Annotated in this window: 24 protein-coding genes and 1 pseudogene; 12 read left to right on the top strand and 13 right to left on the bottom strand. The window is 61.6% G+C overall.

Translation table 11 applies throughout. The features are described 5' to 3' along the window. Positions 1-2,010 carry a DNA helicase Rep gene (gene rep / locus KHO49_RS00005; protein WP_102862245.1) on the top strand — a complete coding sequence of 670 codons (2,010 nt, stop codon included), beginning with the start codon at positions 1-3 and terminating at the stop codon, positions 2,008-2,010. A gap of 55 nt (positions 2,011-2,065) precedes the next feature. Further along, positions 2,066-2,638 carry a xanthine phosphoribosyltransferase gene (locus tag KHO49_RS00010; protein ID WP_011064203.1) on the top strand — a complete coding sequence of 191 codons (573 nt, stop codon included), beginning with the start codon at positions 2,066-2,068 and terminating at the stop codon, positions 2,636-2,638. Positions 2,639-2,751: 113 nt separating this feature from the next. Here the strand turns inward: KHO49_RS00010 and KHO49_RS00015 are convergent, their stop codons facing one another. The 6 genes from KHO49_RS00015 to dadA all read right to left on the bottom strand — a co-directional run bounded on the left by KHO49_RS00015 (position 2,752) and on the right by dadA (position 8,887). Continuing rightward, positions 2,752-4,680: an acetyl-CoA hydrolase/transferase C-terminal domain-containing protein gene (locus KHO49_RS00015; protein ID WP_213664432.1), complete on the bottom strand. Its 1,929-nt coding sequence runs from the start codon at positions 4,678-4,680 to the stop codon at positions 2,752-2,754. A gap of 136 nt (positions 4,681-4,816) precedes the next feature. After that, positions 4,817-5,233 carry a c-type cytochrome gene (locus KHO49_RS00020; RefSeq protein WP_102881278.1) on the bottom strand — a complete coding sequence of 139 codons (417 nt, stop codon included), beginning with the start codon at positions 5,231-5,233 and terminating at the stop codon, positions 4,817-4,819. Between the two features lie 182 nt (positions 5,234-5,415). Then, on the bottom strand, positions 5,416-5,964 hold the full coding sequence (locus KHO49_RS00025; RefSeq protein WP_102862248.1) for a cupin domain-containing protein: 549 nt from the start codon (positions 5,962-5,964) through the stop codon (positions 5,416-5,418). Between the two features lie 132 nt (positions 5,965-6,096). Then, a complete protein-coding gene (alr, locus tag KHO49_RS00030; RefSeq protein WP_213664433.1) occupies positions 6,097-7,170 on the bottom strand; it encodes an alanine racemase in 1,074 nt (357 codons plus the stop codon). 90 nt (positions 7,171-7,260) lie between these two features. Beyond that, positions 7,261-7,614, bottom strand: coding sequence for a RidA family protein (locus KHO49_RS00035; RefSeq protein ID WP_102862250.1), 354 nt, complete (start codon positions 7,612-7,614; stop codon positions 7,261-7,263). Continuing rightward, a complete protein-coding gene (gene dadA / locus KHO49_RS00040; protein WP_102862530.1) occupies positions 7,586-8,887 on the bottom strand; it encodes a D-amino acid dehydrogenase in 1,302 nt (433 codons plus the stop codon). The genes KHO49_RS00035 and dadA overlap by 29 nt, the downstream gene beginning before the upstream one ends. A 157-nt stretch (positions 8,888-9,044) precedes the next feature. On the opposite strand from dadA, the gene KHO49_RS00045 reads away from it, so the two are divergent. Then, complete coding sequence (locus KHO49_RS00045) at positions 9,045-9,533, top strand: Lrp/AsnC ligand binding domain-containing protein (RefSeq protein ID WP_011064210.1); 489 nt, start codon at positions 9,045-9,047, stop codon at positions 9,531-9,533. Positions 9,534-9,580: 47 nt separating this feature from the next. On the opposite strand, the gene KHO49_RS00050 is transcribed toward KHO49_RS00045, so the two are convergent. Continuing rightward, the gene (locus KHO49_RS00050; protein ID WP_102862531.1) at positions 9,581-9,934 is read right to left on the bottom strand and encodes a YkgJ family cysteine cluster protein; all 354 of its coding nucleotides are present in this window, start codon (positions 9,932-9,934) and stop codon (positions 9,581-9,583) included. Between the two features lie 148 nt (positions 9,935-10,082). Between KHO49_RS00050 and KHO49_RS00055 the strand changes: the two genes are divergently transcribed. Beyond that, a complete protein-coding gene (locus KHO49_RS00055; protein ID WP_102881280.1) occupies positions 10,083-11,396 on the top strand; it encodes an NAD(P)/FAD-dependent oxidoreductase in 1,314 nt (437 codons plus the stop codon). A 27-nt stretch (positions 11,397-11,423) separates the two neighbouring features. On the opposite strand, the gene KHO49_RS00060 is transcribed toward KHO49_RS00055, so the two are convergent. Next, on the bottom strand, positions 11,424-11,666 hold the full coding sequence (locus KHO49_RS00060) for a DUF1127 domain-containing protein (protein ID WP_102881281.1): 243 nt from the start codon (positions 11,664-11,666) through the stop codon (positions 11,424-11,426). A 180-nt stretch (positions 11,667-11,846) separates the two neighbouring features. Between KHO49_RS00060 and KHO49_RS00065 the strand changes: the two genes are divergently transcribed. Further along, positions 11,847-13,271 carry an aminotransferase-like domain-containing protein gene (locus KHO49_RS00065; protein WP_123390050.1) on the top strand — a complete coding sequence of 475 codons (1,425 nt, stop codon included), beginning with the start codon at positions 11,847-11,849 and terminating at the stop codon, positions 13,269-13,271. A gap of 69 nt (positions 13,272-13,340) precedes the next feature. Beyond that, complete coding sequence (locus KHO49_RS00070) at positions 13,341-14,912, top strand: phospholipase D family protein (protein WP_213664434.1); 1,572 nt, start codon at positions 13,341-13,343, stop codon at positions 14,910-14,912. A 4-nt stretch (positions 14,913-14,916) separates the two neighbouring features. Here KHO49_RS00070 and KHO49_RS00075 read toward each other — a convergent pair whose 3' ends face one another. After that, complete coding sequence (locus tag KHO49_RS00075; RefSeq protein WP_102881283.1) at positions 14,917-16,065, bottom strand: MFS transporter; 1,149 nt, start codon at positions 16,063-16,065, stop codon at positions 14,917-14,919. Between the two features lie 173 nt (positions 16,066-16,238). Next, positions 16,239-17,732: an aldehyde dehydrogenase gene (locus KHO49_RS00080; protein WP_102881284.1), complete on the bottom strand. Its 1,494-nt coding sequence runs from the start codon at positions 17,730-17,732 to the stop codon at positions 16,239-16,241. A gap of 238 nt (positions 17,733-17,970) precedes the next feature. On the opposite strand from KHO49_RS00080, the gene KHO49_RS00085 reads away from it, so the two are divergent. Next, positions 17,971-18,333, top strand: coding sequence for a cupin domain-containing protein (locus KHO49_RS00085; RefSeq protein ID WP_102881285.1), 363 nt, complete (start codon positions 17,971-17,973; stop codon positions 18,331-18,333). 58 nt (positions 18,334-18,391) lie between these two features. Here KHO49_RS00085 and rpmG read toward each other — a convergent pair whose 3' ends face one another. Together rpmG and rpmB are read right to left on the bottom strand one after the other, a co-directional pair. Continuing rightward, positions 18,392-18,547 carry a 50S ribosomal protein L33 gene (gene rpmG, locus KHO49_RS00090; protein ID WP_003177274.1) on the bottom strand — a complete coding sequence of 52 codons (156 nt, stop codon included), beginning with the start codon at positions 18,545-18,547 and terminating at the stop codon, positions 18,392-18,394. An 11-nt stretch (positions 18,548-18,558) separates the two neighbouring features. Continuing rightward, a complete protein-coding gene (gene rpmB / locus KHO49_RS00095; protein WP_011064219.1) occupies positions 18,559-18,795 on the bottom strand; it encodes a 50S ribosomal protein L28 in 237 nt (78 codons plus the stop codon). Positions 18,796-19,270: 475 nt separating this feature from the next. Here rpmB and KHO49_RS00100 point away from each other — a divergent pair, with 475 nt between their 5' ends. Continuing rightward, positions 19,271-20,854 carry an ABC transporter substrate-binding protein gene (locus KHO49_RS00100; protein WP_213664435.1) on the top strand — a complete coding sequence of 528 codons (1,584 nt, stop codon included), beginning with the start codon at positions 19,271-19,273 and terminating at the stop codon, positions 20,852-20,854. A 48-nt stretch (positions 20,855-20,902) separates the two neighbouring features. On the opposite strand, the gene radC is transcribed toward KHO49_RS00100, so the two are convergent. Beyond that, positions 20,903-21,577 (bottom strand): RadC family protein, encoded by a 675-nt coding sequence (gene radC / locus KHO49_RS00105; protein ID WP_213664436.1) that lies wholly within the window; start codon positions 21,575-21,577, stop codon positions 20,903-20,905. Between the two features lie 132 nt (positions 21,578-21,709). Here radC and coaBC point away from each other — a divergent pair, with 132 nt between their 5' ends. From coaBC to argB, 4 genes and pseudogenes are all read left to right on the top strand, one after another. Next, positions 21,710-22,918, top strand: coding sequence for a bifunctional phosphopantothenoylcysteine decarboxylase/phosphopantothenate--cysteine ligase CoaBC (coaBC, locus tag KHO49_RS00110; protein ID WP_102862260.1), 1,209 nt, complete (start codon positions 21,710-21,712; stop codon positions 22,916-22,918). Between the two features lie 5 nt (positions 22,919-22,923). After that, complete coding sequence (gene dut / locus KHO49_RS00115; RefSeq protein WP_102862261.1) at positions 22,924-23,379, top strand: dUTP diphosphatase; 456 nt, start codon at positions 22,924-22,926, stop codon at positions 23,377-23,379. A gap of 262 nt (positions 23,380-23,641) precedes the next feature. Continuing rightward, positions 23,642-25,042: pseudogene (locus tag KHO49_RS00120) on the top strand (phosphomannomutase/phosphoglucomutase); the annotation flags it as partial. Positions 25,043-25,066: 24 nt separating this feature from the next. Beyond that, positions 25,067-25,972: an acetylglutamate kinase gene (gene argB / locus KHO49_RS00125; RefSeq protein WP_011064225.1), complete on the top strand. Its 906-nt coding sequence runs from the start codon at positions 25,067-25,069 to the stop codon at positions 25,970-25,972. Positions 25,973-26,122: the final 150 nt, after the last annotated feature.

Genomic DNA, 26,122 nt, shown 5'->3' on the forward strand with positions numbered 1-26,122 from the left:
ATGTCCCGACTCAATCCCCGGCAGCAAGAAGCCGTGAACTATGTCGGCGGCCCTCTTTTGGTGCTCGCCGGCGCAGGCTCCGGCAAGACCAGCGTGATCACCCGCAAGATCGCGCACCTGATCCAGAACTGCGGCATCCGCGCCCAGTACATCGTCGCCATGACCTTTACCAACAAGGCCGCGCGAGAAATGAAGGAGCGGGTCGGCACCCTGCTGCGCGCCGGCGAAGGCCGTGGCCTGACCGTGTCGACCTTCCACAACCTGGGCCTGAACATCATCCGCAAGGAGCATGCGCGGCTGGGCTACAAGCCGGGCTTCTCGATCTTCGACGAAGCCGACGTCAAGGCCCTGATGACCGACATCATGCAGAAGGAGTATTCCGGGGACGACGGCGTCGACGAGATCAAGAACATGATCGGTTCGTGGAAGAACGACCTGATCCTGCCGGCCCAAGCCCTGGAAAATGCTCGCAACCCCAAGGAGCAGACCGCAGCCATCGTCTACACCCATTACCAACGCACGCTCAAGGCGTTCAACGCGGTGGACTTCGATGACTTGATCCTGCTGCCGGTGAAGCTGTTCGAAGAACACGCCGACATCCTGGAGAAATGGCAGAACAAGGTCCGCTACCTGCTGGTGGACGAATACCAGGACACCAACGCCAGCCAGTACCTGCTGGTGAAAATGCTCATCGGCAAACGCAACCAGTTCACCGTGGTGGGCGACGACGACCAGTCGATCTACGCCTGGCGTGGCGCGCGCCCGGAAAACCTGATGCTGCTCAAGGACGACTACCCGTCCCTGAAAGTGGTGATGCTGGAGCAGAACTATCGCTCCACCAGCCGTATCCTGCGCTGCGCCAACGTGCTGATCTCCAACAACCCCCACGAGTTCGAAAAGCAGTTGTGGAGCGAGATGGGCCACGGCGACGAGATCCGCGTGATCCGCTGCCGCAACGAAGACGCCGAGGCCGAACGGGTGGCCATGGAGATCCTCAGCCTGCACCTGCGCACCGACCGGCCCTACAGCGACTTCGCCATTCTTTACCGGGGCAACTACCAGGCCAAGCTGATCGAACTGAAGCTGCAGCACCATCAGGTGCCCTATCGCCTGTCCGGCGGGAACAGCTTCTTCGGACGCCAGGAAGTCAAGGATCTGATGGCCTACTTCCGCCTGATCGTGAACCCGGACGACGATAACGCCTTCCTCCGGGTGATCAACGTGCCGCGCCGGGAAATCGGCTCCACGACCCTGGAAAAACTCGGCAACTACGCCACCGAGCGCAAGATCTCGATGTACGCCGCCACCGATGAAATCGGCCTGGGCGAGCACCTGGACAGCCGTTTCACCGACCGCCTGGCGCGTTTCAAGCGCTTCATGGACCGGGTCCGTGAACAATGCGCCGGCGAAGACCCGATCTCCGCACTGCGCAGCATGGTCATGGACATCGACTACGAGAACTGGCTGCGCACCAACAGCTCCAGCGACAAGGCCGCGGACTACCGGATGGGCAACGTCTGGTTCCTGATCGAGGCCTTGAAGAACACCCTGGAAAAAGACGAAGACGGCGAAATGACCGTCGAGGACGCCATCGGCAAGCTGGTCCTGCGGGACATGCTGGAACGCCAGCAGGAAGAGGAAGACGGCGCCGAAGGTGTACAAATGATGACCTTGCATGCCTCCAAGGGGCTGGAGTTTCCCTACGTGTTCATCATGGGCATGGAAGAGGAAATCCTCCCGCACCGCTCCAGTATCGAAGCCGATACCATCGAGGAAGAACGACGCCTGGCCTATGTGGGCATTACCCGTGCTCGCCAGACCCTGGCCTTCACTTTCGCGGCCAAGCGCAAGCAATACGGTGAAATCATCGACTGCGCACCGAGCCGCTTCCTCGATGAATTGCCCCCGGACGACCTGGCCTGGGAAGGCAATGACGACACGCCGACCGAAGTCAAAGCCGTTCGCGGCAATAGCGCTTTGGCGGATATACGCGCGATGTTAAAGCGCTAAAATCGACTATTTTTAACTGACCTTTGGCGCAACAGGCGCTATTTGAGGAAGCTCCGTGGAAGCACTGCACAAGAAAATTCGCGAAGAAGGCATCGTGCTTTCCGATCAAGTACTGAAAGTCGACGCCTTTCTGAACCATCAGATCGACCCGCAGTTGATGAAGCTGATCGGCGATGAATTCGCCACGCTATTCAAGGACTCGGGCATCACCAAGATCGTCACCATCGAAGCCTCGGGGATTGCCCCGGCCATCATGACCGGTCTGAACCTGGGCGTGCCGGTGATCTTCGCCCGCAAGCACCAGTCCCTGACCCTGACCGAGAACCTGCTGTCGGCCACCGTATACTCCTTCACCAAACAGGTGGAAAGCACCGTCGCCATCTCCCCACGGCACCTGACCAGCAGCGATCGCGTGCTGATCATCGATGACTTCCTGGCCAACGGTAAGGCGTCCCAGGCACTGATCTCGATCATCAAGCAGGCCGGCGCCACCGTGGCCGGCCTGGGCATCGTGATCGAGAAGTCCTTCCAGGGTGGCCGTGCCGAACTGGACTCCCAGGGCTACCGCGTGGAATCCCTGGCCCGGGTCAAATCCCTGGCCGGCGGCGTGGTCACCTTCATCGAGTAACCTCGCCCGCCAGGCCTGCTCAGGAGTTGACTTGTGTAGGAGCTGGCTTGCCAGCGAAGGCGCCCTTGAGAGCAGCGCAAGACTTAATGGCCCATTCGCCGGCAAGCCGGCTCCTACGACAGCGTTGGCGAAGTGGCCTGCAGCCCGGCCAGCAGGAACCGCTGATACAGCTCCTCGCGCAGCCCATCGGGCTGCTCCAGCCCCATGCGTTCAAGGTGCGCCGCAAATTCCTCAGGCTCCGGCGCATCGAGTGCCGCCTTGCCCAGCTCAAGGATCTCGCTGAGCTTGAACTTGCTCTTGAGCCAGTTCAGCGCCCGCAGCAGGTCACGCTCTTCATCGCTGAAATCACTGCCCAACGGATACTCCGGAAACAGGTGGCTATGACGCGCCTGGATATTCTGCAAACGCTGTGGGCTGTTGTCGGTAAAACGCGGGTTCAGACGAAAATCCTTCGGCAGTTTTCCGGCCTTCTGTGCCTGCTCCATCAACCCCGGCTGAAAGCGTGAGTCGCTGATGTTGAGCAGCGCCTCGATCACTTGCGCATCCGTTTTACCCCGCAGATCGGCAATGCCGTACTCGGTGATCACGATGTCCCGCAGATGGCGCGGGATGGTGCAATGGCCGTACTCCCAGACGATGTTGGAGCTGACCTCGCCAGCGGATTCACGCCAACTGCGCAGGATCAGCACTGATCGGGCATCTGCCAAAGCATGTCCCTGGGCAACGAAGTTGTACTGCCCGCCCACACCGCTGAGCACCTTCCCGCCCTGCAACTGATCGGACACCGCCGCGCCCATCAGGGTCATGGTGAACGCGCTGTTGATGAATCGCGCATCCCGGCGCTGCAGGCGCTTGAGTTCTTCATGGCCATACAGCTCGTTGATGTAGCTGATGGCGGTCATGTTGAACTGCGCCAGCTTGCTCTTGGGCAGCTCGCGCAACCGCTGATAGAAACTGCGCGGGCCAAGGAAGAAACCACCGTGGACCGAGACCCCGCCAGCCGTGGCCGCATCCAGGGTGCCGGCGTTGGCTTGCTGTTGCAGCTCCAAAGTTGGGTAGACCTTGCGCCGCACGATGCCGGCATCCGCCAGGGCCAGCAGGCCGTTGACGAACATTTCACTGCAACCATAGAGCCCCTGGGCAAAGGGCTCGACGCCGCCTTCGCGGTCGATCAGCGCCTGCCAGTGGTCAACCTGCAGATCCGCCAGCAGGGCACGATAACCGTCGTTGTCGGCCTGCCGTGCCAGCAAGGCTGCGGTCAGCGCGTCGCCCATGGAGCCAATGCCGATCTGCAAGGTGCCGCCGTCGCGCACCAGGGTGCTGGCATGCAAGCCGATGCAATGATCCTGAATCCCCACCGGCATGTTCGGCGTGGAAAACAGGGTGCTGCGCTCTTCTTCGTCGATCAGCAGATCGAGGTCCGCAGCGTCGATCTCGGAGTCCCCGGGCATATAAGGCAGGTCACTGTGGACCTGGCCGAGAATCAGGATGGTCTCCCCCGCCGCACGACGCTTGGCGATCATCGGCAGCATGTCGAGGGTGATATCCGGGTTGCAGCTCAGGCTCAGGCGGCCGGGGTGTTGCGGATCGCGGGCCAGCAGTTGCGCCACCAGGTTGAGGCCGGCGGCGTTGATGTCCCGGGCGGCATGGCTGTAGTTGCTGCTGACGTAGTCCTGCTGTGCTGCGGCGCTGTGCAAAAGGCTGCCGGGCTGCATGAAGAACTGCTCGACGCGGATGTTCGCCGGCAGGCTGTCGCGGTGCAGGTCGGCAAGGAAATCCAGTTCCGGATAGTCGCCGAACACCCGCTCCACGAAGGGTTCGAGAAAGCGCTTCTGCAAACCGTCGCCCAGGGACGGACGGCCCAGGCTCAGGGCGGTGTAGATCGTCAGTTGGCGTTCTGGCAATTGGCCAATGCGGCGATACAGAGCGTTGGCAAAACGATTGGGCTTGCCCAGGCCCAGGGGCATGCCCATGTGAATGTGCTGCGGCAAACGGGCGAGCACTTCATCTACCGCATGCTCGATAGAACAGGATTGCAGCATCTGACCCTCCGGGGACCATCCATGAATTGAGGTTGGACCGAGCTTGCCGGGAGTTTGCTGCCTTGAACAGTGCACTGGCTGAATTACGCCCACAAAAAAGCCGCTCGTAAGCGGCTTTTTCGCTGAAGATGGCGGCTTATTTCAGGCCGGACATCTTCTGGATAGCCGCTTTGAGATCGTCATCGGTGCAATCGGCGCAGGTGCCTTTAGGCGGCATGGCGTTGATACCGGTGATGGCCTTGGCCAGGATGCCGTCGAGGCCGCCCTGGTGATCGGCGCGCTCTTTCCAGGCTGCGGTGTCACCGATTTTCGGCGCACCCAACAGGCCGGTGCCGTGGCAAGCATTGCAATGCTTGGCAATCACGTCATCCGGGGATTTCGCCCCACCGCCACCACCTGCAGAAGCAGCGACTTCCATACCCTTGCATTCCTGCCCCTGAACGCAGACCTGGCCAACAGGCTCAAGACGCTTGGCAATGTCATCATTAGTCGCAGCTTGAGCGCTGACTGCCCAAAGGGCCAATACGGTTGCTGGTGCGGCCAGCATTTTCATAATTAGGTTCACGCGTACACCCTCAATGGTGGCTAGTCACGCCTGCGGCCACGGTTTCGCAGGCGGGCGAAAGTATAACGGTTAGCCCGCCACACTGAAACAACCCCAAAGTCGAAGGGGTCTTAATCGCGGCGAAATGTCGCTGGGGGGCTCTCTGCAAACCTTGCAGGATGCCTCTTGGTCTAGAAATTCGCCGGCGTGGCTGCGCTGATTAGTCGCGCCGGAGCATCGAACGGATTACGGAAACGGTGCGGCTTCGTACTCTCAAAGTAGTAGCTGTCGCCGGCCTCCAGGACAAATGTTTCCAGCCCTACCACCAGTTCCAGGCGACCTTCGAGAAGAATGCCGGTTTCCTCGCCGTCGTGGGTGAGCATCTCTTCCCCGGTATCGGCGCCGGGCGGGTAGATTTCGTTGAGAAACGCAATAGCACGACTCGGATGCGCCCGGCCCACCAGCTTCATGGTGACTGCGCCATCGGAGATATCGATCAGTTCGTGGGCCTTGTAGACAATCTGAGAAGGCGTTTCCTGGAGGATTTCCTCGGAAAAGAACTCGACCATGGACATGGGAATGCCGCCCAGCACCTTTCGCAGTGAACTGATCGAGGGGCTGACACTGTTCTTTTCGATCATTGAAATGGTGCTATTGGTGACGCCCGCACGCTTGGCGAGTTCACGCTGGGAAAGACCTTTCAGTTTACGGATGGATTGTAGTCGTTCACCGACGTCCAATGCGGCAGCCTCCTAGGCGGGAATCAGGCGTTGTTGTAATTGAGCGTTATCATGGCGACAGCGTTCAGTATTTACAACACTTGGCCCCGATTCCCCCGAGGGCAGGCGACTTTCGGTACAACCCGCGCAATCTCAGTCTTCGCAGTACACCAGCGGCACCCGACGCAGGTTGCAGAACAGCTGATAAGGGATGGTATTGGCGGCCAGGGCAACCTCGCTGGCGAGGATGTTCTTGCCCCACAATTCCACCCGGGAACCCAGCCCGGCCTGTGGCACATCCGTCAGGTCGACACACAGCATGTCCATGGACACCCGGCCTAGCAGGCGGCTGCGCTGGCCGTCCACCAGCACCGGAGTGCCGGTCGGCGCGTGGCGCGGATAGCCATCGGCATAACCCATGGCGACCACGCCGATGCGCATCGGCTTGTCGGTGATGAACTTGGCGCCATAGCCCACCGGCTCGCCGGCGGGCAACTCACGCACACAGATCACCTTGGATTCCAGGGTCATGACCGGCTGCAGTCGCTCAGCCACGGAGTTGTTTTCTTCGAACGGCGTAGAGCCATAAAGCATGATGCCGGGACGCACCCAGTCACTGGGCACGCTCGGCCAGCCCATGACCGCCGGCGAGTTACGCAAGCTGATTTCAGCCCCCAGCCCCTGACGAGCCGCCTCGAATACCGCGACCTGTTCACTGCTGCGCGGGCAGTCCAGCTCGTCAGCACGGGCGAAGTGGCTCATCAGCACGATCTTCTCGACCTTGCCGCTGGCCTGCAGCCGTTGATAGGCCGTCTGGTAATCCTTGGGATGCAGGCCAACCCGGTGCATGCCCGAATCCAGCTTGAGCCAGACCGTCAGCGGCTTGGCCACCGGTGTCTGCTCGATGGCCTCGAGCTGCCACAGCGAATGCACCACACACCAGAAATCATGCTCGACGATCAGCGCCAACTCGGAGGCTTCAAAGAAACCTTCCAGCAGCAGGATCGGCGCACCAATACCGTCGGCGCGCAGTTCCAGGGCCTCTTCGATGCAGGCCACGGCAAAGCCGTCGGCCTCGGCCTCCAGCGCCTGGGCGCAACGCACGGCGCCATGGCCGTAGGCATCAGCCTTGATCACCGCAAGGGCGCGAACACCCGAGACTTCACGGGCCAGTTGGTAGTTGTGACGCAGGGCTTGGAGATCGATCAGGGCACGGGCAGGGCGCATGGCGGCAGACTTCTAGGCGGTCATGGGAATAAAAAACCGGTGCTGGATGACAGCTGGCCGCCACCGGCACCGGGAGAGGGATCTTGTCGCTTAAGGCAGAGCAGCCACCACGGAAAGCTCGATGAGGATTTCCGGCTCGCAGAGCTTGGCCTCCACAGTGGCCCGGGCCGGGGCCACGCCTTTTGGCAGCCACTGGTCCCAGACACTGTTCATGCCTGCGAAGTGGGCATCGATGTCCTTGAGGTAGATGGTCACCGACAGCAGCTTGCTCTTGTCGGTGCCCGCCAGGTCCAGCAGACGCTCGATGTTGGCCAGGGTTTCCCGGGTTTGCTGTTCGATCCCGGCACTCATGTCATCGCCGACCTGCCCGGACAGATACACCGTACCGCTGTGAACGACGATCTGACTCATGCGCTCATTGGTGAGCTGGCGCTGGATTGACATGTTTAGCTGACTCCTGAGGGTTGCCATAACGGGAAATATCGAGGCCTTCGGCACTGATCTGCGGCTTTTTCTTGGCCATCAGGTCCGCCAGCAAACGACCGGAACCACAGGCCATGGTCCAACCGAGGGTGCCATGACCGGTGTTCAAGAACAGATTACGGAACGGCGTGGCACCGACGATTGGCGTGCCATCCGGGGTGGTAGGACGCAGCCCGGTCCAGAAACTGGCCTGGGACAGATCGCCGCCCTGAGGATAGAGATCGTTGACAATCATCTCCAGCGTTTCACGCCGGCGCGGGTTCAGCGACAGGTCAAAACCGGCGATTTCGGCCATGCCACCGACCCGGATACGGTTGTCGAAACGAGTGATCGCGACCTTGTAGGTCTCGTCGAGGATGGTCGAAGTCGGTGCCATCGCCGGGTTGGTGATCGGCACGGTCAAGGAGTAGCCCTTGAGCGGGTACACCGGAGCCTTGATGCCCAGCGGCTTGAGCAATTGCGGCGAGTAGCTGCCCAGGGCCAGCACGTAGCGGTCGGCGGTTTCCAGTTTGCCGTCGATCCACACGCCATTGATCCGGTCGCCGGCGAAGTCGAGGCGCTGGATGTCCTGGCCAAAACGGAACTCCACCCCCAGCTTGATGGCCATTTCAGCCAGGCGCGTGGTGAAGATCTGGCAGTCGCCGGTCTGGTCATTCGGCAGGCGCAGGGCACCGGCAAGGATGTCGGTGACGCTGGCCAGAGCCGGCTCGACCCGGGCGATGCCCTCGCGATCCAACAGCTCGAACGGTACGCCGGATTCCTTGAGCACGGCGATGTCTTTCGCCGCGCCGTCCAGTTGCGCCTGGGTGCGGAACAGCTGGGTGGTGCCCAGGCTGCGACCTTCGTAAGCGATGCCGGTTTCCGCACGCAATTCGTCGAGGCAGTCACGGCTGTATTCGGACAGACGCACCATGCGCTCTTTGTTCACCGCATAACGGCTGGCAGTGCAGTTGCGCAGCATCTGCGCCATCCACAGGTATTGGTCGATATCGGCGGTGGCCTTGATTGCCAGCGGTGCGTGGCGTTGCAGCAGCCATTTGATGGCCTTGAGCGGCACGCCCGGAGCAGCCCAGGGCGAGGCATAGCCAGGGGAAACCTGGCCGGCGTTGGCGAAACTGGTTTCCATGGCTGCAGCCGGCTGGCGGTCCACCACGGTCACATCAAACCCGGCTCGAGCCAGGTAATAGGCACTGGTGGTTCCGATAACGCCACTGCCCAAGACCAGAACGCGCATTTTCATATCCCTCATCGCGGCTTGACCGCTGACGTTTGTTATTCAGAGCAAAGATGGGCGCAGTGTAAGAAACATTGAGCAGTGATTTTCACTATATAACCGCCTATATTTGGCGAGAATTCTCGGCAATATCGCTTTTCACGGAGGGGCATCCCCTATGCGCACCAATCATCAGACCCGTCGTGCCCTGGACAAGATAGATCGCAATATCCTGCGAATTCTGCAGGCCGATGGACGCATTTCCTTCACCGAGCTGGGGGAACGGGTCGGACTCTCCACCACCCCTTGCACCGAGCGAGTGCGCCGCCTGGAACGCGAAGGAATCATCATGGGCTACAACGCCCGGCTCAACCCGCAGCACTTGAAGGGCAGCCTGCTGGTGTTCGTCGAGATTAGCCTGGACTACAAATCAGGGGATACCTTCGAGGAGTTTCGCCGGGCGGTGCTGAAGCTACCGCACGTGCTGGAGTGCCATCTGGTGTCCGGGGACTTCGACTATCTGGTCAAGGCGCGGATCTCGGAGATGGCGTCCTATCGCAAGCTGCTGGGGGACATCCTGCTCAAGCTGCCCCATGTACGGGAATCCAAGAGCTACATCGTGATGGAGGAAGTGAAGGAAAGCCTGAGCCTGCCGATTCCGGACTGAGATGAGGGGCGCCGGTTCCGCGGCAAGCTGGCTCGGAGCGCGAGGGGCTAGACCAGGACCTGACGATTGCTGGCCATGTAGTCGTGGATCTGCTTCTCGACCCGGGGGTGGATCATCTCCACGGGACGCCGGCCGTTGGGGCACGGCAGGCTCGGCGTGGTGCCGAACAAGCGACAGATCAGCGGGCGTTCGTCATACACCGTGCAGCCATTGGGGCCCAGGTGCACACAGTTGAGCTCGTCCATGGCGGCGTCCTGCTCGGCAGCGGTCTTGCGCGGCAGGCGGGACATTTCCTCAGGCGAAGTGGTGACTGGGCCGCAGCAGTCGTGGCAACCAGGAACGCACTCGAAAGAGGGAATCTGCTGACGCAAACTACGGACGATTTGACGGTTACAGCTCATGAAAAAGGCTACCGGGGCATGAATAGCCATGAATTCTGCCCTAAATGCCTGGCAGCAGACAGGGCCGGGCGTCATGCGGTTGCCGCAAACGAAAGCCCCGGCTTATGCTCCGGCAATTTTTAAAGACCCCCTGATCAGGACACTTTCCATGCCCGCCAGTGCTCAGCCATCCGCCGCCAGCGATCGGCACACCGCCTCTTACTATGCCGCCAGCAGCCTGCCGCAGCCGGACTACCCGACACTGGCAGGCGAGCTGACAGCGGACGTGTGCGTGGTAGGTGGCGGATTCTCGGGGCTCAATACCGCGCTGGAACTGGCCGAACGCGGGTTCAGCGTGATCCTGCTGGAAGCCCGCAAGATCGGCTGGGGCGCCAGCGGCCGCAACGGTGGGCAGTTGATTCGCGGGGTCGGCCACGGCCTGGAGCAGTTCACCAAGGTGATCGGCAGCGACGGCGTGCGGCAGATGAAACTCATGGGCCTGGAGGCGGTGGAAATCGTCCGCCAGCGCATCGAACGCCTGCAGATCCCCTGCGATCTGACCTGGGGCTACTGCGACCTGGCCAACAAGCCGGCAGACCTTGAGGGTTTTGCCGAAGACGCCGAAGAGCTACGCAGCCTGGGCTATCGCCACGAAACCCGCCTGTTGCAGGCCAGTGAAATGCACAGCGTAGTGGGCTCCACACGCTACGTTGGCGGGCTGATCGACATGGGCTCGGGCCATCTGCATCCACTGAACCTGGCCCTGGGTGAAGCCCGGGCGGCGCAGCAGATGGGCGTGCGTCTGTTCGAGCATTCGGCAGTGACTCGCATCGACTACGGGCCCGAGGTCAAGGTCCACAGCCATCGCGGCACGGTCCGCGCCAAGACCCTGGTGCTGGGCTGCAACGCCTACCTCAACGACCTCAACCCGGAGCTGGGGGGCAAGGTGCTGCCGGCCGGCAGCTACATCATTGCCACCGAACCCTTGAGTGAGGCCCAGGCACAAGAGCTATTGCCACAGAACATGGCGGTCTGCGACCAGCGCGTCGCTCTGGACTACTACCGGCTCTCGGCCGATCGGCGCCTGTTGTTCGGCGGTGCCTGCCACTACTCGGGACGCGACCCCAAGGACATCGCCGCGTACATGCGGCCAAAGATGCTGGAAGTGTTCCCGCAACTGGCCAAGGTGAAGATCGACTACCAGTGGGGCGGCATGATCGGCATCGGCGCCAACCGCCTGCCACAGATCGGTCGACTCAAGGACCAGCCCAATGTGTATTACGCCCAGGCCTATTCAGGCCACGGGCTGAACGCCACACACCTGGCGGGCAAGTTGCTGGGAGAGGCCATCAGCGGTCAACAGGGCGGCGGCTTCGACCTGTTCGCCAAGGTGCCACACATCACCTTTCCCGGCGGCAAGCACCTGCGCTCGCCACTGCTGGCCCTGGGCATGCTCTGGCATCGCCTGAAAGAGCTGGCCTGATCTTCCGCGGCTCCTTGTCGCCGCGGATTACAGCCGCCAGAAAGGCTTGAGGCCTTCGGCCCGCGCCTCCTCGCGGCTCAGCCCCACATCCCGCAACTCCTCGGCGGTCAACTCCAGCAACGCCTTGCGGGTACGCAATCGATGCCAGTACAGGTCCCAGGTTCCCAGCCCGGACGGCGCAGTGCACGACAGGGTCGCCGCCGCCCGCTCCTGCTCGACTTCCAGTTCCTGACCGCGTAACGACAGCCGCACATCGCTCAAGCCGTTCATCTCCATTGCTCCTGTTTACTCAAGTTGCCATGAGCGAGCATGATGGGCGCCGCACCAAAACCAATACAGACCCAATACAGCGGTATTACTTCCATACAGATTTGCCAAAAATCCCGCTGAATGCCGTATTTTTGCCTCATCTGTACTGGTCCTCCGTGACTGCCACTTCGAGCCAACGCCATGACCCTCTACGTGAACCTCGCCGAACTCCTGGGCACCCGCATCGAACAAGGCTTCTATCGCCCCGGTGATCGACTGCCCTCGGTGCGCGCGCTGAGCGTAGAACACGGGGTCAGCCTGAGTACCGTGCAGCAGGCCTACCGCGTGCTGGAAGACAACGGCCTGGCCATGCCCAAGCCAAAATCCGGGTACTTCGTCCCCCCCAGCCGTGAGTTGCCTGCGCTACCGGCAGTCGGTCGCCCGGCCCAGCGTCCGGTGGAAATCTCCCAGTGGGACCAGGTGTTGGAGCTGATCCGCGCGGTGCCGCGCAAGGACGTGGTGCAGCTGGGCCGCGGCATGCCGGACATCACCACATCAACCATGAAGCCCTTGCTACGGGCCCTGGCCCGGCTCAGCCGGCGCCAGGACATGCCCGGCCTGCACTACGACAACATCTACGGCGTGCTGGAATTGCGCGAGCAAGTGGCGCGGCTGATGCTGGATTCTGGCTGCCAGCTGGGGGCCAATGACCTGGTGATCACCACCGGCTGCCACGAAGCCCTGTCTTCCAGCATTCGCGCTATCTGCGAGCCCGGGGACATCGTCGCCGTAGACTCGCCGAGCTTCCACGGCGCCATGCAGACCCTCAAGGGGCTGGGCATGAAAGCCCTGGAAATCCCCACCGATCCTATTACCGGGATCAGCCTGGAAGCCCTGGAACTGGCCCTCGAGCAGTGGCCGATCAAGGCCATACAGTTGACCCCCAACTGCAACAATCCCTTGGGCTACATCATGCCGGAGTCGCGCAAGCGGGCCCTGCTGACCCTGGCCCAGCGCTTCGACGTGGCGATCATCGAGGACGATGTGTATGGCGAACTGGCCTACACCTACCCGCGCCCGCGAACCATCAAGTCCTTCGACGACGACGGCAGGGTTCTGCTGTGCAGTTCCTTCTCCAAGACCCTGGCCCCCGGCCTGCGTATCGGCTGGGTCGCACCCGGCCGTTATCTGGAGCGGGTGCTGCACATGAAGTACATCAGTACCGGCTCCACCGCCCCCCAGCCCCAGGTGGCCATCGCCGAATTCCTGAAAAGCGGTCATTTCGAGCCCCATTTGCGCAAGATGCGTACTCAATACCAGCGCAATCGCGACCTGATGCTCGATTGGGTCAGCCGCTATTTCCCCACGGGCACCCGCGCAAGTCGCCCCCAGGGCAGTTTCATGCTGTGGATCGAACTGCCCGAAGGCTTCGACGCTCTGAAACTCAACCGGGCATTGCTCGACCAAGGCGTGCAGATCGCCGTGGGCAGCATCTTTTCCGCCTCGGGCAAATACCGCAATTGCCTGCGGATGAACTACGCTGCCAAGCCAACCGCGCAGATCGAAGACGCGGTACGCAAAGTCGGCTCCGCAGCCATCAAGCTGCTCAGCGAAACCCAGGACTGAACCCCGGGTCACGTTGCAGGAAGCCCACTGCCCCATGCCAACCCGCGCCGCGATGCGAGACGACCTGACTTGAGCCGTAAACAGGGGTTTATCCTGCCGCTGATCCTGACCTTCGGGCTAGGCGGCTGCGCCACCCAGGAAGTGCCTTACCAGCCCAGCCAAGCGTTGGCCGCCGGTGACTCCAGCTTCGCCCAGTCCATCCGGGCCCAGGCCGCCCCCTACCAGGGACGCTCCGGCTTTCGCCTGCTGCCCAACAGCACCGAAGCCTTCATGGCCCGCGCCGAGCTGATCCGCAACGCACAGAGCAGCCTCGACCTGCAGTACTACATCGTTCATGACGGCATCAGCACCCGGATGCTGGTGGACGAGCTGCTCAAGGCTGCCGATCGAGGTGTGCGGGTACGCATCCTGCTGGACGACACCACCAGCGACGGGCTGGACCAGATCATCGCCACCCTGGCCGCCCACCCGCAGATCCAGGTCCGCCTGTTCAACCCGCTGCACCTGGGCCGCAGCACCGGCGTTACCCGAGCCGTGGGCCGCCTGTTCAACCTGTCGCAACAGCATCGCCGGATGCACAACAAGCTGTGGCTGGCGGACAACAGCGTGGCCATCGTCGGCGGGCGCAACATCGGCGATGAATACTTCGATGCCGAACCCAATCTCAACTTCACCGACATCGACATGTTCAGCGCAGGCCCCGTGGCCGAACAGTTGGGCCATAGCTTCGATCAATACTGGAACAGTGCCCTGAGCCGCCCCATAGGCGAGTTCCTGTCTTACGCACCTTCGACCCAGGCCCTGAACAACACCCGCCAGCGCCTGGAAGAGTCGCTACAGGACAGCCACCGGCAGAACCAGGCCCTGTATCGCCAGTTGATGACCTACCAGACTCAGCCGCGCATGGATATCTGGCGCAAGGAACTGATCTGGGCCTGGAACCAGGCCCTGTGGGACGCCCCCACCAAGGTCCTGGCCAAGGGCGATCCCGACCCGCACTTGCTGCTGACCACCCAGTTGGCACCGGAACTCAAGGGCGTCAGCAAGGAACTGATCATGGTCTCGGCCTACTTCGTCCCGGGCCAGCCGGGGCTGGTGTACCTGACCGGCCGGGCTGACGCCGGGGTCGCGGTCAGCCTCTTGACCAACGCCCTGGAAGCCACCGACGTGCCGGTGGTGCATGGCGGCTACGCACCCTATCGCAGGGCCTTGCTGGAACACGGCGTGAAGCTCTACGAGTTGCGCAGGCAACCCGCAGAGCGGGGCGGCGGCAGCGGTCCGCGGCTGTTCCACAGCAGTTCCTTGAAGGGCTCGGACTCCAGCCTGCACAGCAAGGCGATGGTCTTCGACCGACAGAAGAGCTTTATCGGCTCATTCAATTTCGATTCACGCTCAGTGCTGTGGAACACCGAGGTCGGGGTACTGGTAGACAGCCCCGAACTGGCCGAGCATGTACGCGCCCTGGCCCTGCAAGGGATGGCGCCGCCCCTCAGCTACCAGGTCAAACTGGAGGACGGCAAGCTGGTCTGGATCACCGAGGACCATGGGCAGCTGCACAGCCTGAGCCACGAGCCCGGCAGTTGGTGGCGACGCATCAATGCCTGGCTGAGCACTCGCATCGGTCTGGAGCGCATGCTTTGACGCGCTACAAGGGTTGCGCCTGGACGCTACCAAAAGCGCCCTGACGCAGCAGCAGAAGCAACAGGCCAAAGGCGCCCGCCGCCACCAGCAGCAACATCGCATGGCCGCTGACCCACTGGCTGCCCGCCCCTGCCACCAAGGGACCGATCAGACAACCGATACCCCACAGTTGCGCCACATGGGCATTGGCTCGTACCAGCGCATCGTCGCGATAACGCTCGCCGATCAGGATCAGCGACAAGGTGAACAGCCCACCAGCGCTGGCCCCGAACAGCACCCACAACGGCCAGATCAATACGCTGTCCAACAACAGGGGAATGGCCAGGCTGGAGCACAGCAGGATCAGCGCGCAACCGGTGAACAGGCCGCGCCGGGAGACGCGATCAGCCAAGGCGCCGATCGGCAGCTGCAACAATGCATCGCCCACCACTACGGTGCTGACCATGGCCAGGGCCACGTCCTCGGTGAAGCCCTGGCTCAAGCAATAAACCGGAAGCAGGGTCAGGATCAGAGCCTCGAAAGTCGCGAACAAGGCCACCGCCCAACCAATCGCCGGCAGCGTCTGACAGAAGCGCCAGAGGTCGATCAGGGTGACATTGCAAGACTCGGTGCTCGGCGCTCCGCTACGCCCCAACAGCAGCAAGGGCGCCGCCACCAGCAATCCCACCGAGACCCAGAAGCCGTAGTCCTGCGTGGTCCCCAGGACGCCCAGCAGCAAGGGGCCGGCCAGCTGACTCAGGGCATAGCCGCTGCCATACAACGCCACCAGCCGCCCCCGCCACTGCTCCACCACCAGCTGATTGATCCAGCTTTCCCCCAGAATGAAGATGATGGTCAGCACCACGCCCAGAATCAGGCGCAACGCCAGCCACACCGGATAGCTGGGCAACAGCGCCAGCAGTCCAATAGAGAGCGCACCCGCCCACAGGCACAGGCGCATCAGGTTGGCGGTACCGAAGCGGGCCGCCAGCCGACTGGAAATCTTCGCGCCCAGCAGCACGCCAATGGCCGGCATCGCCGCTACCACGCCGATGGCAAAGGGCCCGTAGCCCCAGCTTTCCAGGCGCAAGGACACCAGCGGCATGGTCATGCCCAGGGCCAGGCCGACACTCAAGACAGCGGATAAAACGGCGAAATAGGTCGCCCAAGGCATTTCCACACTCCTGTGGATGATTATTCTGCAAGCCACAGACAACACAGCCGGACTCCCCTCTCGGGAAGTCCGGCTGCGCTGCGGATCAATGGCTGCGGATAGAAGCGCCCATGCGACGTGGCGCTTGCCGGCGCAAGCGCCCTTGCGGACGCCATCGCCTCAAACCCGAAGACTCAGAGCTTGATCCAGGTCGCTTTCAGCTCGGTGTACTTGTCGAACGCGTGCAGCGACTTGTCCCGACCATTGCCCGACTGCTTGAAGCCGCCGAACGGCGCGGTCATGTCGCCACCGTCGTACTGGTTGACCCAGACGCTGCCGGCACGCAACGCCTTGGCCGTCAGGTGCGCCTTGGAGATGTTTGCAGTCCAGACCGCCGCCGCCAACCCGTAAGGAGTGTCGTTGGCAATCTGGATCGCCTCTTCCACACTGTCGAACGCAATCACTGACAGCACTGGGCCGAAGATCTCTTCCTGGGCAATCTTCATCGCGTTAGTGACGCCGTCGAAAATCGTCGGTTCGACGTAGGTACCACCTGTTTCCTGCAGGGTGCGCTTGCCGCCGGCCACCAGTTTGGCGCCATCGGCGTGACCGGCCTCGATGTAGGACAGCACGGTATTCATCTGCTGGGTGTCCACCAAAGCGCCGACGTTGGTGGCCGGGTCCAGTGGGTTGCCCGGTTTCCAGGCTTTCAGGGCCTCGATCACCAGCGGCAGGAATTTGTCCTTGATGGAGCGCTCCACCAGCAGACGGGAACCGGCGGTGCAGACTTCGCCCTGGTTGAAGGCGATGGCGCTGGCAGCGGATTCGGCGGCGGCCTGCAGGTCCGGGGCATCGGCAAACACGATGTTCGGGCTTTTGCCACCGGCTTCCAGCCAGACGCGCTTCATGTTGGATTCACCGGAGTACACCAGCAGTTGCTTGGCGATCTTGGTGGAGCCGGTGAACACCAGGGTGTCCACGTCCATGTGCAGGGCCAGGGCCTTGCCGACGGTGTGACCGTAACCGGGCAGCACGTTGAACACGCCAGCCGGAATCCCGGCTTCCACCGCCAGGGCCGCGATGCGGATTGCGGTCAGCGGGGATTTTTCCGAAGGTTTGAGGATCACCGAGTTACCGGTGGACAGTGCCGGCCCCAGTTTCCAGCAGGCCATCATCAGCGGGAAGTTCCACGGCACGATGGCCGCGACTACACCCACGGGCTCACGAGTTACCAGGCCCAGTTGGTCGTGGGGGGTGGCCGCGACTTCGTCGTAGATCTTGTCGATGGCCTCGCCGCTCCAGCTCAGCGCTTGCGCCGCGCCGGGCACGTCGATTTCCAGGGAGTCGGTGATGGGCTTGCCCATGTCCAGGGTTTCCAGGAGCGCGAGCTCCTGGGCGTGTTGCTTGAGCAGGCCGGCAAAACGAATCATGACGGACTTGCGCTTGGCCGGCGCCAGGCGCGACCAGACGCCAGAGTTGAAGGTGGCGCGGGCATTGTCCACGGCACGCTGGGCATCGGCGGCGTCACAGCTGGCAATGGTTGCCAGCACACGGCCGTCTACCGGGCTGATGCACTCGAAGGTGTCATTGGAAACAGCTGCGGTGTATTCACCATTGATGTAGGCGCGGCCTTCGATTTTCAGGTCGCGGGCACGTTGTTCCCAATCGGCACGAGTCAGGGTGGTCATACGAGTGTCCTCCTCTTATTTGAATACAAGCGCCATGCGAACTACGCCGGCACTCATGAAGAATTCTGCCCGGCCAGCCTGTTTTCGGCCAAAGGCACCCGCCACCCTAAACCAGCGACCCCTGTACTTTCAATATATTTGACAAAGCCCGGGCAAACAGCATTGCTATGTGCATTTTAATAAACATAGACTCTGGCCTTCATAGCCACTCGCGCCGCAATCACGGGGGAATACAAGAATGAGCATCCACAACGTCGTCGACTTCAGCCAGGCCAACACCGAGGGCGAACGCTACCGCCCCGCTCCGGAAAAAGTCCTCAAGGGCGATCCCGAGCAAGCGGTGTTCAACCACTACGGCAGCCCGTGCGGGCAACTCAATGCCGGGATCTGGGAAGGCGCGGTGGGCCAATGGACGGTGAACTTCACCGAGCACGAATACTGCGAGATTCTCCAGGGCGTGTCGGTGCTGCGAGACAACGACGGCAACGCCAAGACCCTGCGCTCTGGCGACCGCTTTGTGATCCCGGCCGGCTTCAAAGGCACCTGGGAAGTGCTGGAGCCCTGCCGCAAGGTCTACGTGGCCTTCGAACAGAAGGCCTGAATCCCAGGCACAAAAAAACCCGCTTGAAGGCGGGTTTTTTTGTCAGAAGAAAAATCAATTACTTGATTTTGCCTTCCTTGTAGATCACGTGCTTACGAACAACCGGATCATATTTCTTGATCTCGATTTTGTCCGGAGTAGTACGCTTGTTCTTGTCGGTAGTGTAGAAGTGACCAGTACCGGCGCTCGAGATCAAACGAATCAATTCACGCATGATTAGCTCCCTTAAACCTTGCCGCCATCGCGACGGATTTCGGCCAGCACGACATCAATGCCGCGCTTGTCGATGATACGCATGCCTTTGGCAGATACGCGCAGACGCACAAAGCGTTTCTCGGACTCAACCCAGAAGCGGTGATGCTGCAGGTTCGGCAGGAAACGACGACGGGTTTTGTTGTTTGCGTGGGAAATGTTATTCCCAGTCACCGGACCCTTACCGGTAACTTGACAGACTCTAGACATGCCTCAGCCCTCTAAAACCACATGCCCAACCCGGCATGGGTTGGCCGCTTAATCTCTCAGTCATTTGGCGCCAGGCGCCGCGTTTCTTTAGGGTCTTACCGGCTACACCTACAAGCGAAGGAACCGGGCCCCTAGAAAAGAGCGCTGCTTTATACCAGAAAGACCCCATAGCAACAACAGCCGCTGTGTGCAGGATGATGAAAAGTCCTGATTTTCTTGCGCCGGACGCCTGCGGCAAAGGCTACCGCAGAAATCTACCGCTCGTCGCAGAATATATTTCTCTCGAAACCCCGGGAAAAAATCTGCTGCTGAACACGGGCATCCCTACACAAAATCACGGCTCCAGCCCTGACCGCGCCCCAGGTTTCAATGTCGAATACAAAAGGGATAGTCATTTTACAAAGAGGCCACTAGGGTAAGGCATTTCCAGACTGCACTCGCAGATGGGCTTTCGATCTGCACAAGGAACCCGACCATGCGTCTTGCCGCCCTCCCGCTCCTGCTCGCCCCTCTTCTGAGCCCATTGGCCCAGGCCGCCGCGTTGAGCGTCTGCACCGAAGCCAGCCCGGAGGGCTTCGACGTGGTGCAGTACAACTCGCTGACCACCACCAACGCGTCCGCCGACGTGCTGATGAACCGCCTGGTGGAATTCGACGCTGTCAGCGGCAAGGTGGTCCCCAGCCTGGCCGATAGCTGGGAAGTCTCCGCGGATGGCCTGAGCTATGTCTTCAAGCTGCATCCCAAGGTCAAGTTTCACCGTACCGACTACTTCAATCCCAGCCGCGAGCTGACCGCCGAAGACGTCAAGTTCAGCTTCGAGCGCATGCTCGACCCAGCCCACCCATGGCACAAGATCGCCCAGAGCGGCTTCCCACACGCCCAATCCCTGCAGTTACCCAGCCTGATCAAGAAGATCGACGCCCTGGACCCGCTGACTGTGCGCTTTACCCTGGATCACGCCGACTCGACCTTTCTCCCCACACTGAGCATGGGCTTTGCCTCGATCTACTCCGCGGAGTACGCCGATCAGTTACTCAAGGCCGGCACCCCGGAGAAGCTCAACAGCCAGCCCATCGGCAGCGGCCCGTTCATTTTCGGGCGCTTCCAGAAAGACGCCTCGATCCGCTACAAGGCCAACCGCGACTACTTTGCTGGCAAACCGGCGGTGGACTCCCTGATTTTCGCCATCACTCCGGACGCCAACGTGCGCCTGCAGAAACTGCGGCGCAATGAGTGCCAGATCGCCCTGTCACCCAAGCCCCTGGATGTCCAGGCCGCCAGTGATGATCCAACGCTGAAAATCGAGAAAACGGCAGCCTTCATGACGGCCTTCGTTGCGATCAACAGCCAGCATCCGCCCCTGGACAAACCCGAAGTGCGCCAGGCGATCAACCTGGCCTTCGACAAGGCCCATTACCTCAAGACCGTGTTCGAAGACACCGCCGAGGCCGCCAATGGCCCCTACCCGGCCAATACCTGGAGCTACGCCAAAGAGTTGCCGGGCTACACCCACGACCCGGAAAAGGCTCGTCAGCTGCTGGCCAAGGCAGGCCTTAAAAACGGCTTCGAGACCACAATCTGGACCCGCCCTTCCGGCAGCCTGCTCAACCCCAACCCGAGCCTGGGCGCCCAACTGCTGCAGGCGGACCTGGCCCAAGTGGGAATCCAGGCAGAAATCCGCGTGATCGAATGGGGCGAGCTGATCCGTCGGGCCAAGGCCGGCGAACATGACCTGCTGTTCATGGGCTGGGCCGGCGACAACGGCGATCCGGATAACTTCCTCACACCACAGTTCACCTGCGCAGCAGTCAAATCCGGCACCAACTTCGCCCGCTACTGCGATCAGAACCTGGACAAGCTGATTACCGCCGGCAAGACCACCAGCGAACAGGGTGTGCGCAGCAAGCTGTACCAGCAGGCCCAGACCCAGATCCAGCAACAGGCGCTGTGGCTCCCTCTGGCTCACCCGACCGCTTTCGCCCTGACCCGCAAACAGGTCGAGGGCTATCAAGTGAGCCCCTTCGGCCGCCAGGATTACTCGAAGGTCAGCGTCAAGTGACACGTCGGCCAGCTTCAGGGTCAGTGCCGACCTTGAGGCTGGCCGCCTTCAGATCCAGCCATATTCGGCCATGGACAACGGATCGCCCTCTCCGACGATGAAGTGATCCAGCACCCGTACATCGATCAACTCCAGGGCTTCTTGCAAACGCCGGGTCACCACCCGATCGGCCGGGCTGGGCTCAGAGATGCCCGATGGGTGGTTGTGACAGAGAATTACCGCTGCCGCGTTATGCGCCAGGGTGCGCTTGAGCACTTGTCGCGGGTACACCGTGGTGCTGTCGATCGAACCCTGGAACAGCACCTCAAAGGCCAGGACCCGATGCTTGGTGTCGAGAAACAGACAGCCAAACACCTCGTGGGGCTCATGTCGCAACATCGACTTCAGGTAATCGCGCACCACCAGCGGACTTTCCAAGGCTGACTGGCGGTGGAGTTTTTCTGCCAGATGCCGACGCGCCATCTCCAACACCGCTTGCAACAGTGCGTACTTGGCCGCCCCCAATCCCAACTGGCGGGTGAAGGTCAGCTGATCGGCTTCCAGCAGACTGCGCAAGCTGCCGAAGCGATGCAACAGGTGCCGCGCCAAGTCGACCGCACTTTTTCCAGCCACCCCGGTGCGCAGGAAAATAGCCAGTAATTCGGCGTCGGAAAGGCTGATGGCGCCCTGCTCCAAAAGCCGTTCCCGCGGGCGCTCCGCCGCAGGCCAATCACGAATACTCATCACACCTCCCTGTGCATGGCGCCGCTGTTCGGCAGCGGGCGCTGTGCTATCTTAGCCCCCTCTTTTTTGCGTGGTATTTCACCTGGGGAGGGGGCATGCCACGCAGCAATCACTTAACGGAAAAACAGGCCTATGCAGCGGCTGTATCGGAAACGCATCGTGCTCGGCGTCGGCGGCGGCATTGCCGCCTATAAGAGCGCGGAGCTGGTTCGCCGACTCCTCGACCAAGGCGCCGAAGTGCGTGTGGTCATGACCCGGGGCGGCAGTGAGTTCATCACCCCGCTGACCATGCAGGCCCTCTCCGGGCACCCGGTCCATCTCGACCTGCTGGACCCGGCCGCCGAAGCCGCCATGGGTCACATCGAACTGGCCAAATGGGCCGATCTGGTGCTGATCGCCCCCGCCACGGCCGACCTGATCGCCCGCCTGGCCCAGGGCATTGCCGATGACCTGCTGACCACCCTGGTCCTGGCCACAGACGCCATCGTCGCCATCGCTCCAGCGATGAACCAGGCCATGTGGCGCGACCCGGCCACCCAGGCCAACACCCAATTGCTGCAAAGTCGTGGCCTGCGAGTCTTCGGCCCAGCCTCCGGCAGCCAGGCCTGTGGCGACGTCGGCCTGGGCCGCATGCTGGAAGCCAACGATCTGGCGCTGTGCGCCGCCGACTGCTTCCAGCACCTGGCACTGACCGGCAAACACTTGCTGATCACCGCCGGGCCCACTCAGGAAAACATCGATCCGGTGCGCTACATCACCAACCATAGCTCAGGAAAAATGGGCTTCGCCCTGGCCGAGGCAGCCGTCGAGGCCGGCGCCAGGGTCACCCTGATCACCGGACCGGTGCACCTGCCGACCCCCGACAGAGTCACTCGGATCGACGTAGTCAGCGCTCGCGACATGCTCGCGGCCTGCGAGGCGGCCATTCCGTGCGACGTTTTCATCGCCTCCGCGGCGGTCGCGGACTACCGCCCGGAAGTCGTCGCCCCACAGAAATTAAAGAAAGACCCTACGAAAGGTGACGGCCTGCTACTACAGATGGTGCGCAACCCAGATATCCTGGCCACCATCGCTACGCGGCCGGATCGGCCATTCAGTGTCGGTTTCGCCGCCGAAACCGAAAATCTGCTCGACTACGCTGCACGCAAATTGAAGGACAAGAACCTCGACCTGATCGTCGCCAACGACGTAGCCAACCCGAGCATTGGCTTCAACAGCGAGGAAAACGCCTGCAGCGTGATTGACCGGGAGTTGCACGCAACTCTCTTCGCCCAGACCAGCAAGGGCAAGATTGCCCGCCAACTGATCTCTTTTATCGCCGAACGGCTGAACCAGGTTTAACTTCAATGCACGCTCTACAAGCCAAGATCCTCGACCCACGCATCGGCAACGAATTCCCTCTGCCGCAGTACGCCACGCCGGGCTCCGCCGGCCTCGACCTGCGCGCCATGCTCAAGGAAGACACCATCCTGGAGCCAGGCCAGACGCTGCTGATCCCGACCGGGCTGTCGGTCTACATTGGCGATCCGGGCCTGGCGGCGCTGATCCTGCCGCGCTCCGGCCTGGGCCACAAACACGGCATCGTGCTGGGCAATCTGGTCGGCCTGATCGACTCGGACTACCAGGGCGAACTGATGGTTTCCTGCTGGAACCGCGGCCAGACTGCCTTCAATATCGCCGTCGGCGAGCGTATCGCCCAACTGGTGCTGGTGCCGGTAGTGCAGGCGCACTTCGAAGTGGTTGAGGCTTTTGATGAAAGCCAGCGCGGCGCAGGCGGTTTCGGCCACTCCGGCAGTCACTGATTGCGTGTCCTGGGGCCAGGCACTTGGTCCGGCCCCAGGGTGACTGCAGGACATTCAAGGATAAATGACCACCGGTTTCTGCATGCCCCCTCGGGCCCGTCAAATCAGGCCCTTGAGCGTCCGCGGAGCGGCAAGTGCCCTCCAGATGGCACTTACACAGTACGAACTCTACGCTGAAAACGCCGTCATACCCTTCAGTTTGAGCCCGCCGGCCCGTCATTTCCCCGGCCGTACTGCCCCCTCTTCAAATGGAGCACCCTCAGTGATGAGCAACGCAGCCAAAGTCGCCCCGACATTTCCCGAGAGCATCTTCCGCGCCTATGACATCCGCGGTGTTGTACCGCAAACCCTGACCGCAGAGACCGCCTACTGGATCGGCCGCGCCGTTGGCTCCCAGAGCCTGGCTCAGGGCGAACCCAACGTCTGCGTAGGCAGGGACGGCCGCCTGTCCGGCCCGGAGCTGGTGGAGCAACTGATTCAGGGCCTGCACGACAGCGGCTGCCACGTCAGCGATGTCGGCCTGGTGCCGACCCCTACCCTGTACTACGCCGCCAACGTCCTGGCCGGCAAGTCCGGGGTGATGCTCACCGGCAGCCACAACCCTTCGGACTACAACGGTTTCAAGATCGTCATTGCCGGCGACACCCTGGCCAACGAACAGATCCAAGCCCTGCACCAGCGCCTCAAGACCAATAACCTGAGCAGTGCCCAGGGCAGCATCACCAAGGTCGACATCCTGCCGCGCTACGCCGAAGAGATCGCCCGAGACGTGAAGCTGGCTCGCCGCCTGAAAGTCGTGGTGGATTGCGGCAACGGCGCCGCCGGGGTCATTGCCCCGCAACTGATCGAGGCCTTGAACTGCGAAGTCATTCCGCTGTTCTGCGAGGTAGACGGCAACTTCCCCAATCATCACCCGGACCCGGGCAAACCCGAGAACCTTGAAGACCTGATCGCCAAGGTCAAGGAAACCGGCGCCGACCTGGGCCTGGCCTTCGACGGTGACGGCGATCGCGTCGGCGTGGTGACCAACACCGGCAGCATCGTTTTCCCCGATCGACTGCTGATGCTGTTCGCCAAAGATGTAGTGGCGCGCAACCCGGACGCGGAGATCATCTTCGACGTCAAATGCACTCGACGCCTGTTTCCGCTGATCAAGGAATATGGTGGTCGCCCGCTAATGTGGAAGACCGGTCACTCGTTGATCAAAAAGAAAATGAAGCAGACCGGCGCCCTGCTTGCCGGCGAAATGAGCGGCCATGTGTTCTTCAAGGAGCGTTGGTTCGGTTTCGACGACGGCATCTATAGCGCCGCGCGGTTGCTGGAGATCCTCAGCAAGGAAACATCTACCGCAGAAGAGCTGTTTGCGACCTTCCCGAACGATATTTCTACGCCGGAAATCAATATCCATGTGACCGAAGAGAGCAAATTCAGCATCATTGATGCCTTGCACGACGCGCAATGGGGCGCAGGCGCTGACCTGACCACCATTGACGGGGTGCGAGTCGACTATGCCAAGGGCTGGGGCCTGGTTCGCGCCTCCAATACCACCCCTGTGCTGGTGCTGCGCTTCGAGGCTGATGACGAAGCCGAGCTGCAGCGGATTAAGGACGTGTTCCACGTCCAGCTGAAACGTGTTGCACCTGACCTCCAACTACCGTTTTGACTGTTTGAAGCACCGGAGCCCTGAATGACCATCGAACGCGATGCCGCCGCCAATACCGCCAAGGTCCTATCCGAAGCGCTGCCTTACATTCGCCGCTATGTCGGCAAGACCCTGGTGATCAAGTACGGCGGCAACGCTATGGAGAGCGAGGAGCTGAAAACCGGCTTCGCCCGCGACATCGTCCTGATGAAGGCTGTCGGGATCAACCCGGTGGTGGTGCACGGCGGTGGCCCGCAAATCGGTGATCTGCTCAAGCGCCTGTCGATCGAAAGCCACTTCGTCGATGGCATGCGCGTGACCGACGCGCAAACCATGGACGTGGTGGAGATGGTCCTCGGCGGCCAGGTCAACAAGGACATCGTCAACCTGATCAACCGTCACGGCGGCAGCGCCATCGGCCTGACCGGTAAAGATGCCGAACTGATCCGGGCGAAGAAGCTTACAGTGACCCGCCAGACACCGGAAATGACCACGCCGGAAATCATCGATATCGGCCATGTGGGCGAAGTGGTCGGGATCAACACCGACCTGCTGAACCTGCTGGTCAAGGGCGATTTCATTCCGGTGATCGCGCCGATTGGCGTGGGAGCCAACGGCGAGTCCTACAACATCAACGCCGACCTGGTCGCCGGGAAGGTGGCTGAAGCACTGAAAGCTGAAAAGCTGATGCTGTTGACCAACATCGCTGGTCTGATGGACAAGTCCGGCAAGGTCCTGACCGGCCTGAGCACCCAGCAGGTGGACGAGCTGATCGCCGATGGCACTATCTACGGCGGCATGCTGCCGAAAATCCGCTGCGCCCTGGAAGCGGTACAAGGTGGCGTCGGCAGCTCCCTGATCATCGACGGTCGCGTACCCAATGCGATTCTGCTGGAGATCTTCACCGATACCGGTGTCGGCACCCTGATCAGCAACCGCAAGCGCCCTTAAGCGACAGCCACAAAAAAGCCCCCGCCCGGTATCTCGGGCGGGGGCTTTTTTATCTACGCGATCTTTGTAGGAGCTGGCTTGTGTAGGAGCAGGCTTGCCAGCGAAGGCGCTCACACGCGCAACTCAGGACTCAAAGGTCTCTTCAGCGGT

The organism is Pseudomonas sp. RC4D1 (genome assembly GCF_018390395.1).
Lineage (GTDB): Bacteria > Pseudomonadota > Gammaproteobacteria > Pseudomonadales > Pseudomonadaceae > Aquipseudomonas > Aquipseudomonas danubii.

Bases quoted from the DNA above. Each gene is read 5' to 3' on its own strand.
- rep (WP_102862245.1), top strand. From the start codon at position 1: ATGTCCCGACTCAATCCCCGGCAGCAAGAAGCCGTGAACTATGTCGGC.
- KHO49_RS00015 (WP_213664432.1), bottom strand. From the start codon at position 4,680: ATGCTGCAATCCTGTTCTATCGAGCATGCGGTAGATGAAGTGCTCGCC.
- KHO49_RS00020 (WP_102881278.1), bottom strand. From the start codon at position 5,233: ATGAAAATGCTGGCCGCACCAGCAACCGTATTGGCCCTTTGGGCAGTC.
- alr (WP_213664433.1), bottom strand. From the start codon at position 7,170: ATGCGCCCTGCCCGTGCCCTGATCGATCTCCAAGCCCTGCGTCACAAC.
- KHO49_RS00035 (WP_102862250.1), bottom strand. From the start codon at position 7,614: ATGTCAATCCAGCGCCAGCTCACCAATGAGCGCATGAGTCAGATCGTC.
- dadA (WP_102862530.1), bottom strand. From the start codon at position 8,887: ATGCGCGTTCTGGTCTTGGGCAGTGGCGTTATCGGAACCACCAGTGCC.
- KHO49_RS00045 (WP_011064210.1), top strand. From the start codon at position 9,045: ATGCGCACCAATCATCAGACCCGTCGTGCCCTGGACAAGATAGATCGC.
- KHO49_RS00050 (WP_102862531.1), bottom strand. From the start codon at position 9,934: ATGAGCTGTAACCGTCAAATCGTCCGTAGTTTGCGTCAGCAGATTCCC.
- KHO49_RS00055 (WP_102881280.1), top strand. From the start codon at position 10,083: ATGCCCGCCAGTGCTCAGCCATCCGCCGCCAGCGATCGGCACACCGCC.
- KHO49_RS00060 (WP_102881281.1), bottom strand. From the start codon at position 11,666: ATGAACGGCTTGAGCGATGTGCGGCTGTCGTTACGCGGTCAGGAACTG.
- KHO49_RS00065 (WP_123390050.1), top strand. From the start codon at position 11,847: ATGACCCTCTACGTGAACCTCGCCGAACTCCTGGGCACCCGCATCGAA.
- KHO49_RS00075 (WP_102881283.1), bottom strand. From the start codon at position 16,065: ATGCCTTGGGCGACCTATTTCGCCGTTTTATCCGCTGTCTTGAGTGTC.
- KHO49_RS00080 (WP_102881284.1), bottom strand. From the start codon at position 17,732: ATGACCACCCTGACTCGTGCCGATTGGGAACAACGTGCCCGCGACCTG.
- KHO49_RS00085 (WP_102881285.1), top strand. From the start codon at position 17,971: ATGAGCATCCACAACGTCGTCGACTTCAGCCAGGCCAACACCGAGGGC.
- rpmG (WP_003177274.1), bottom strand. From the start codon at position 18,547: ATGCGTGAATTGATTCGTTTGATCTCGAGCGCCGGTACTGGTCACTTC.
- rpmB (WP_011064219.1), bottom strand. From the start codon at position 18,795: ATGTCTAGAGTCTGTCAAGTTACCGGTAAGGGTCCGGTGACTGGGAAT.
- KHO49_RS00100 (WP_213664435.1), top strand. From the start codon at position 19,271: ATGCGTCTTGCCGCCCTCCCGCTCCTGCTCGCCCCTCTTCTGAGCCCA.
- radC (WP_213664436.1), bottom strand. From the start codon at position 21,577: ATGAGTATTCGTGATTGGCCTGCGGCGGAGCGCCCGCGGGAACGGCTT.
- coaBC (WP_102862260.1), top strand. From the start codon at position 21,710: ATGCAGCGGCTGTATCGGAAACGCATCGTGCTCGGCGTCGGCGGCGGC.
- dut (WP_102862261.1), top strand. From the start codon at position 22,924: ATGCACGCTCTACAAGCCAAGATCCTCGACCCACGCATCGGCAACGAA.
- argB (WP_011064225.1), top strand. From the start codon at position 25,067: ATGACCATCGAACGCGATGCCGCCGCCAATACCGCCAAGGTCCTATCC.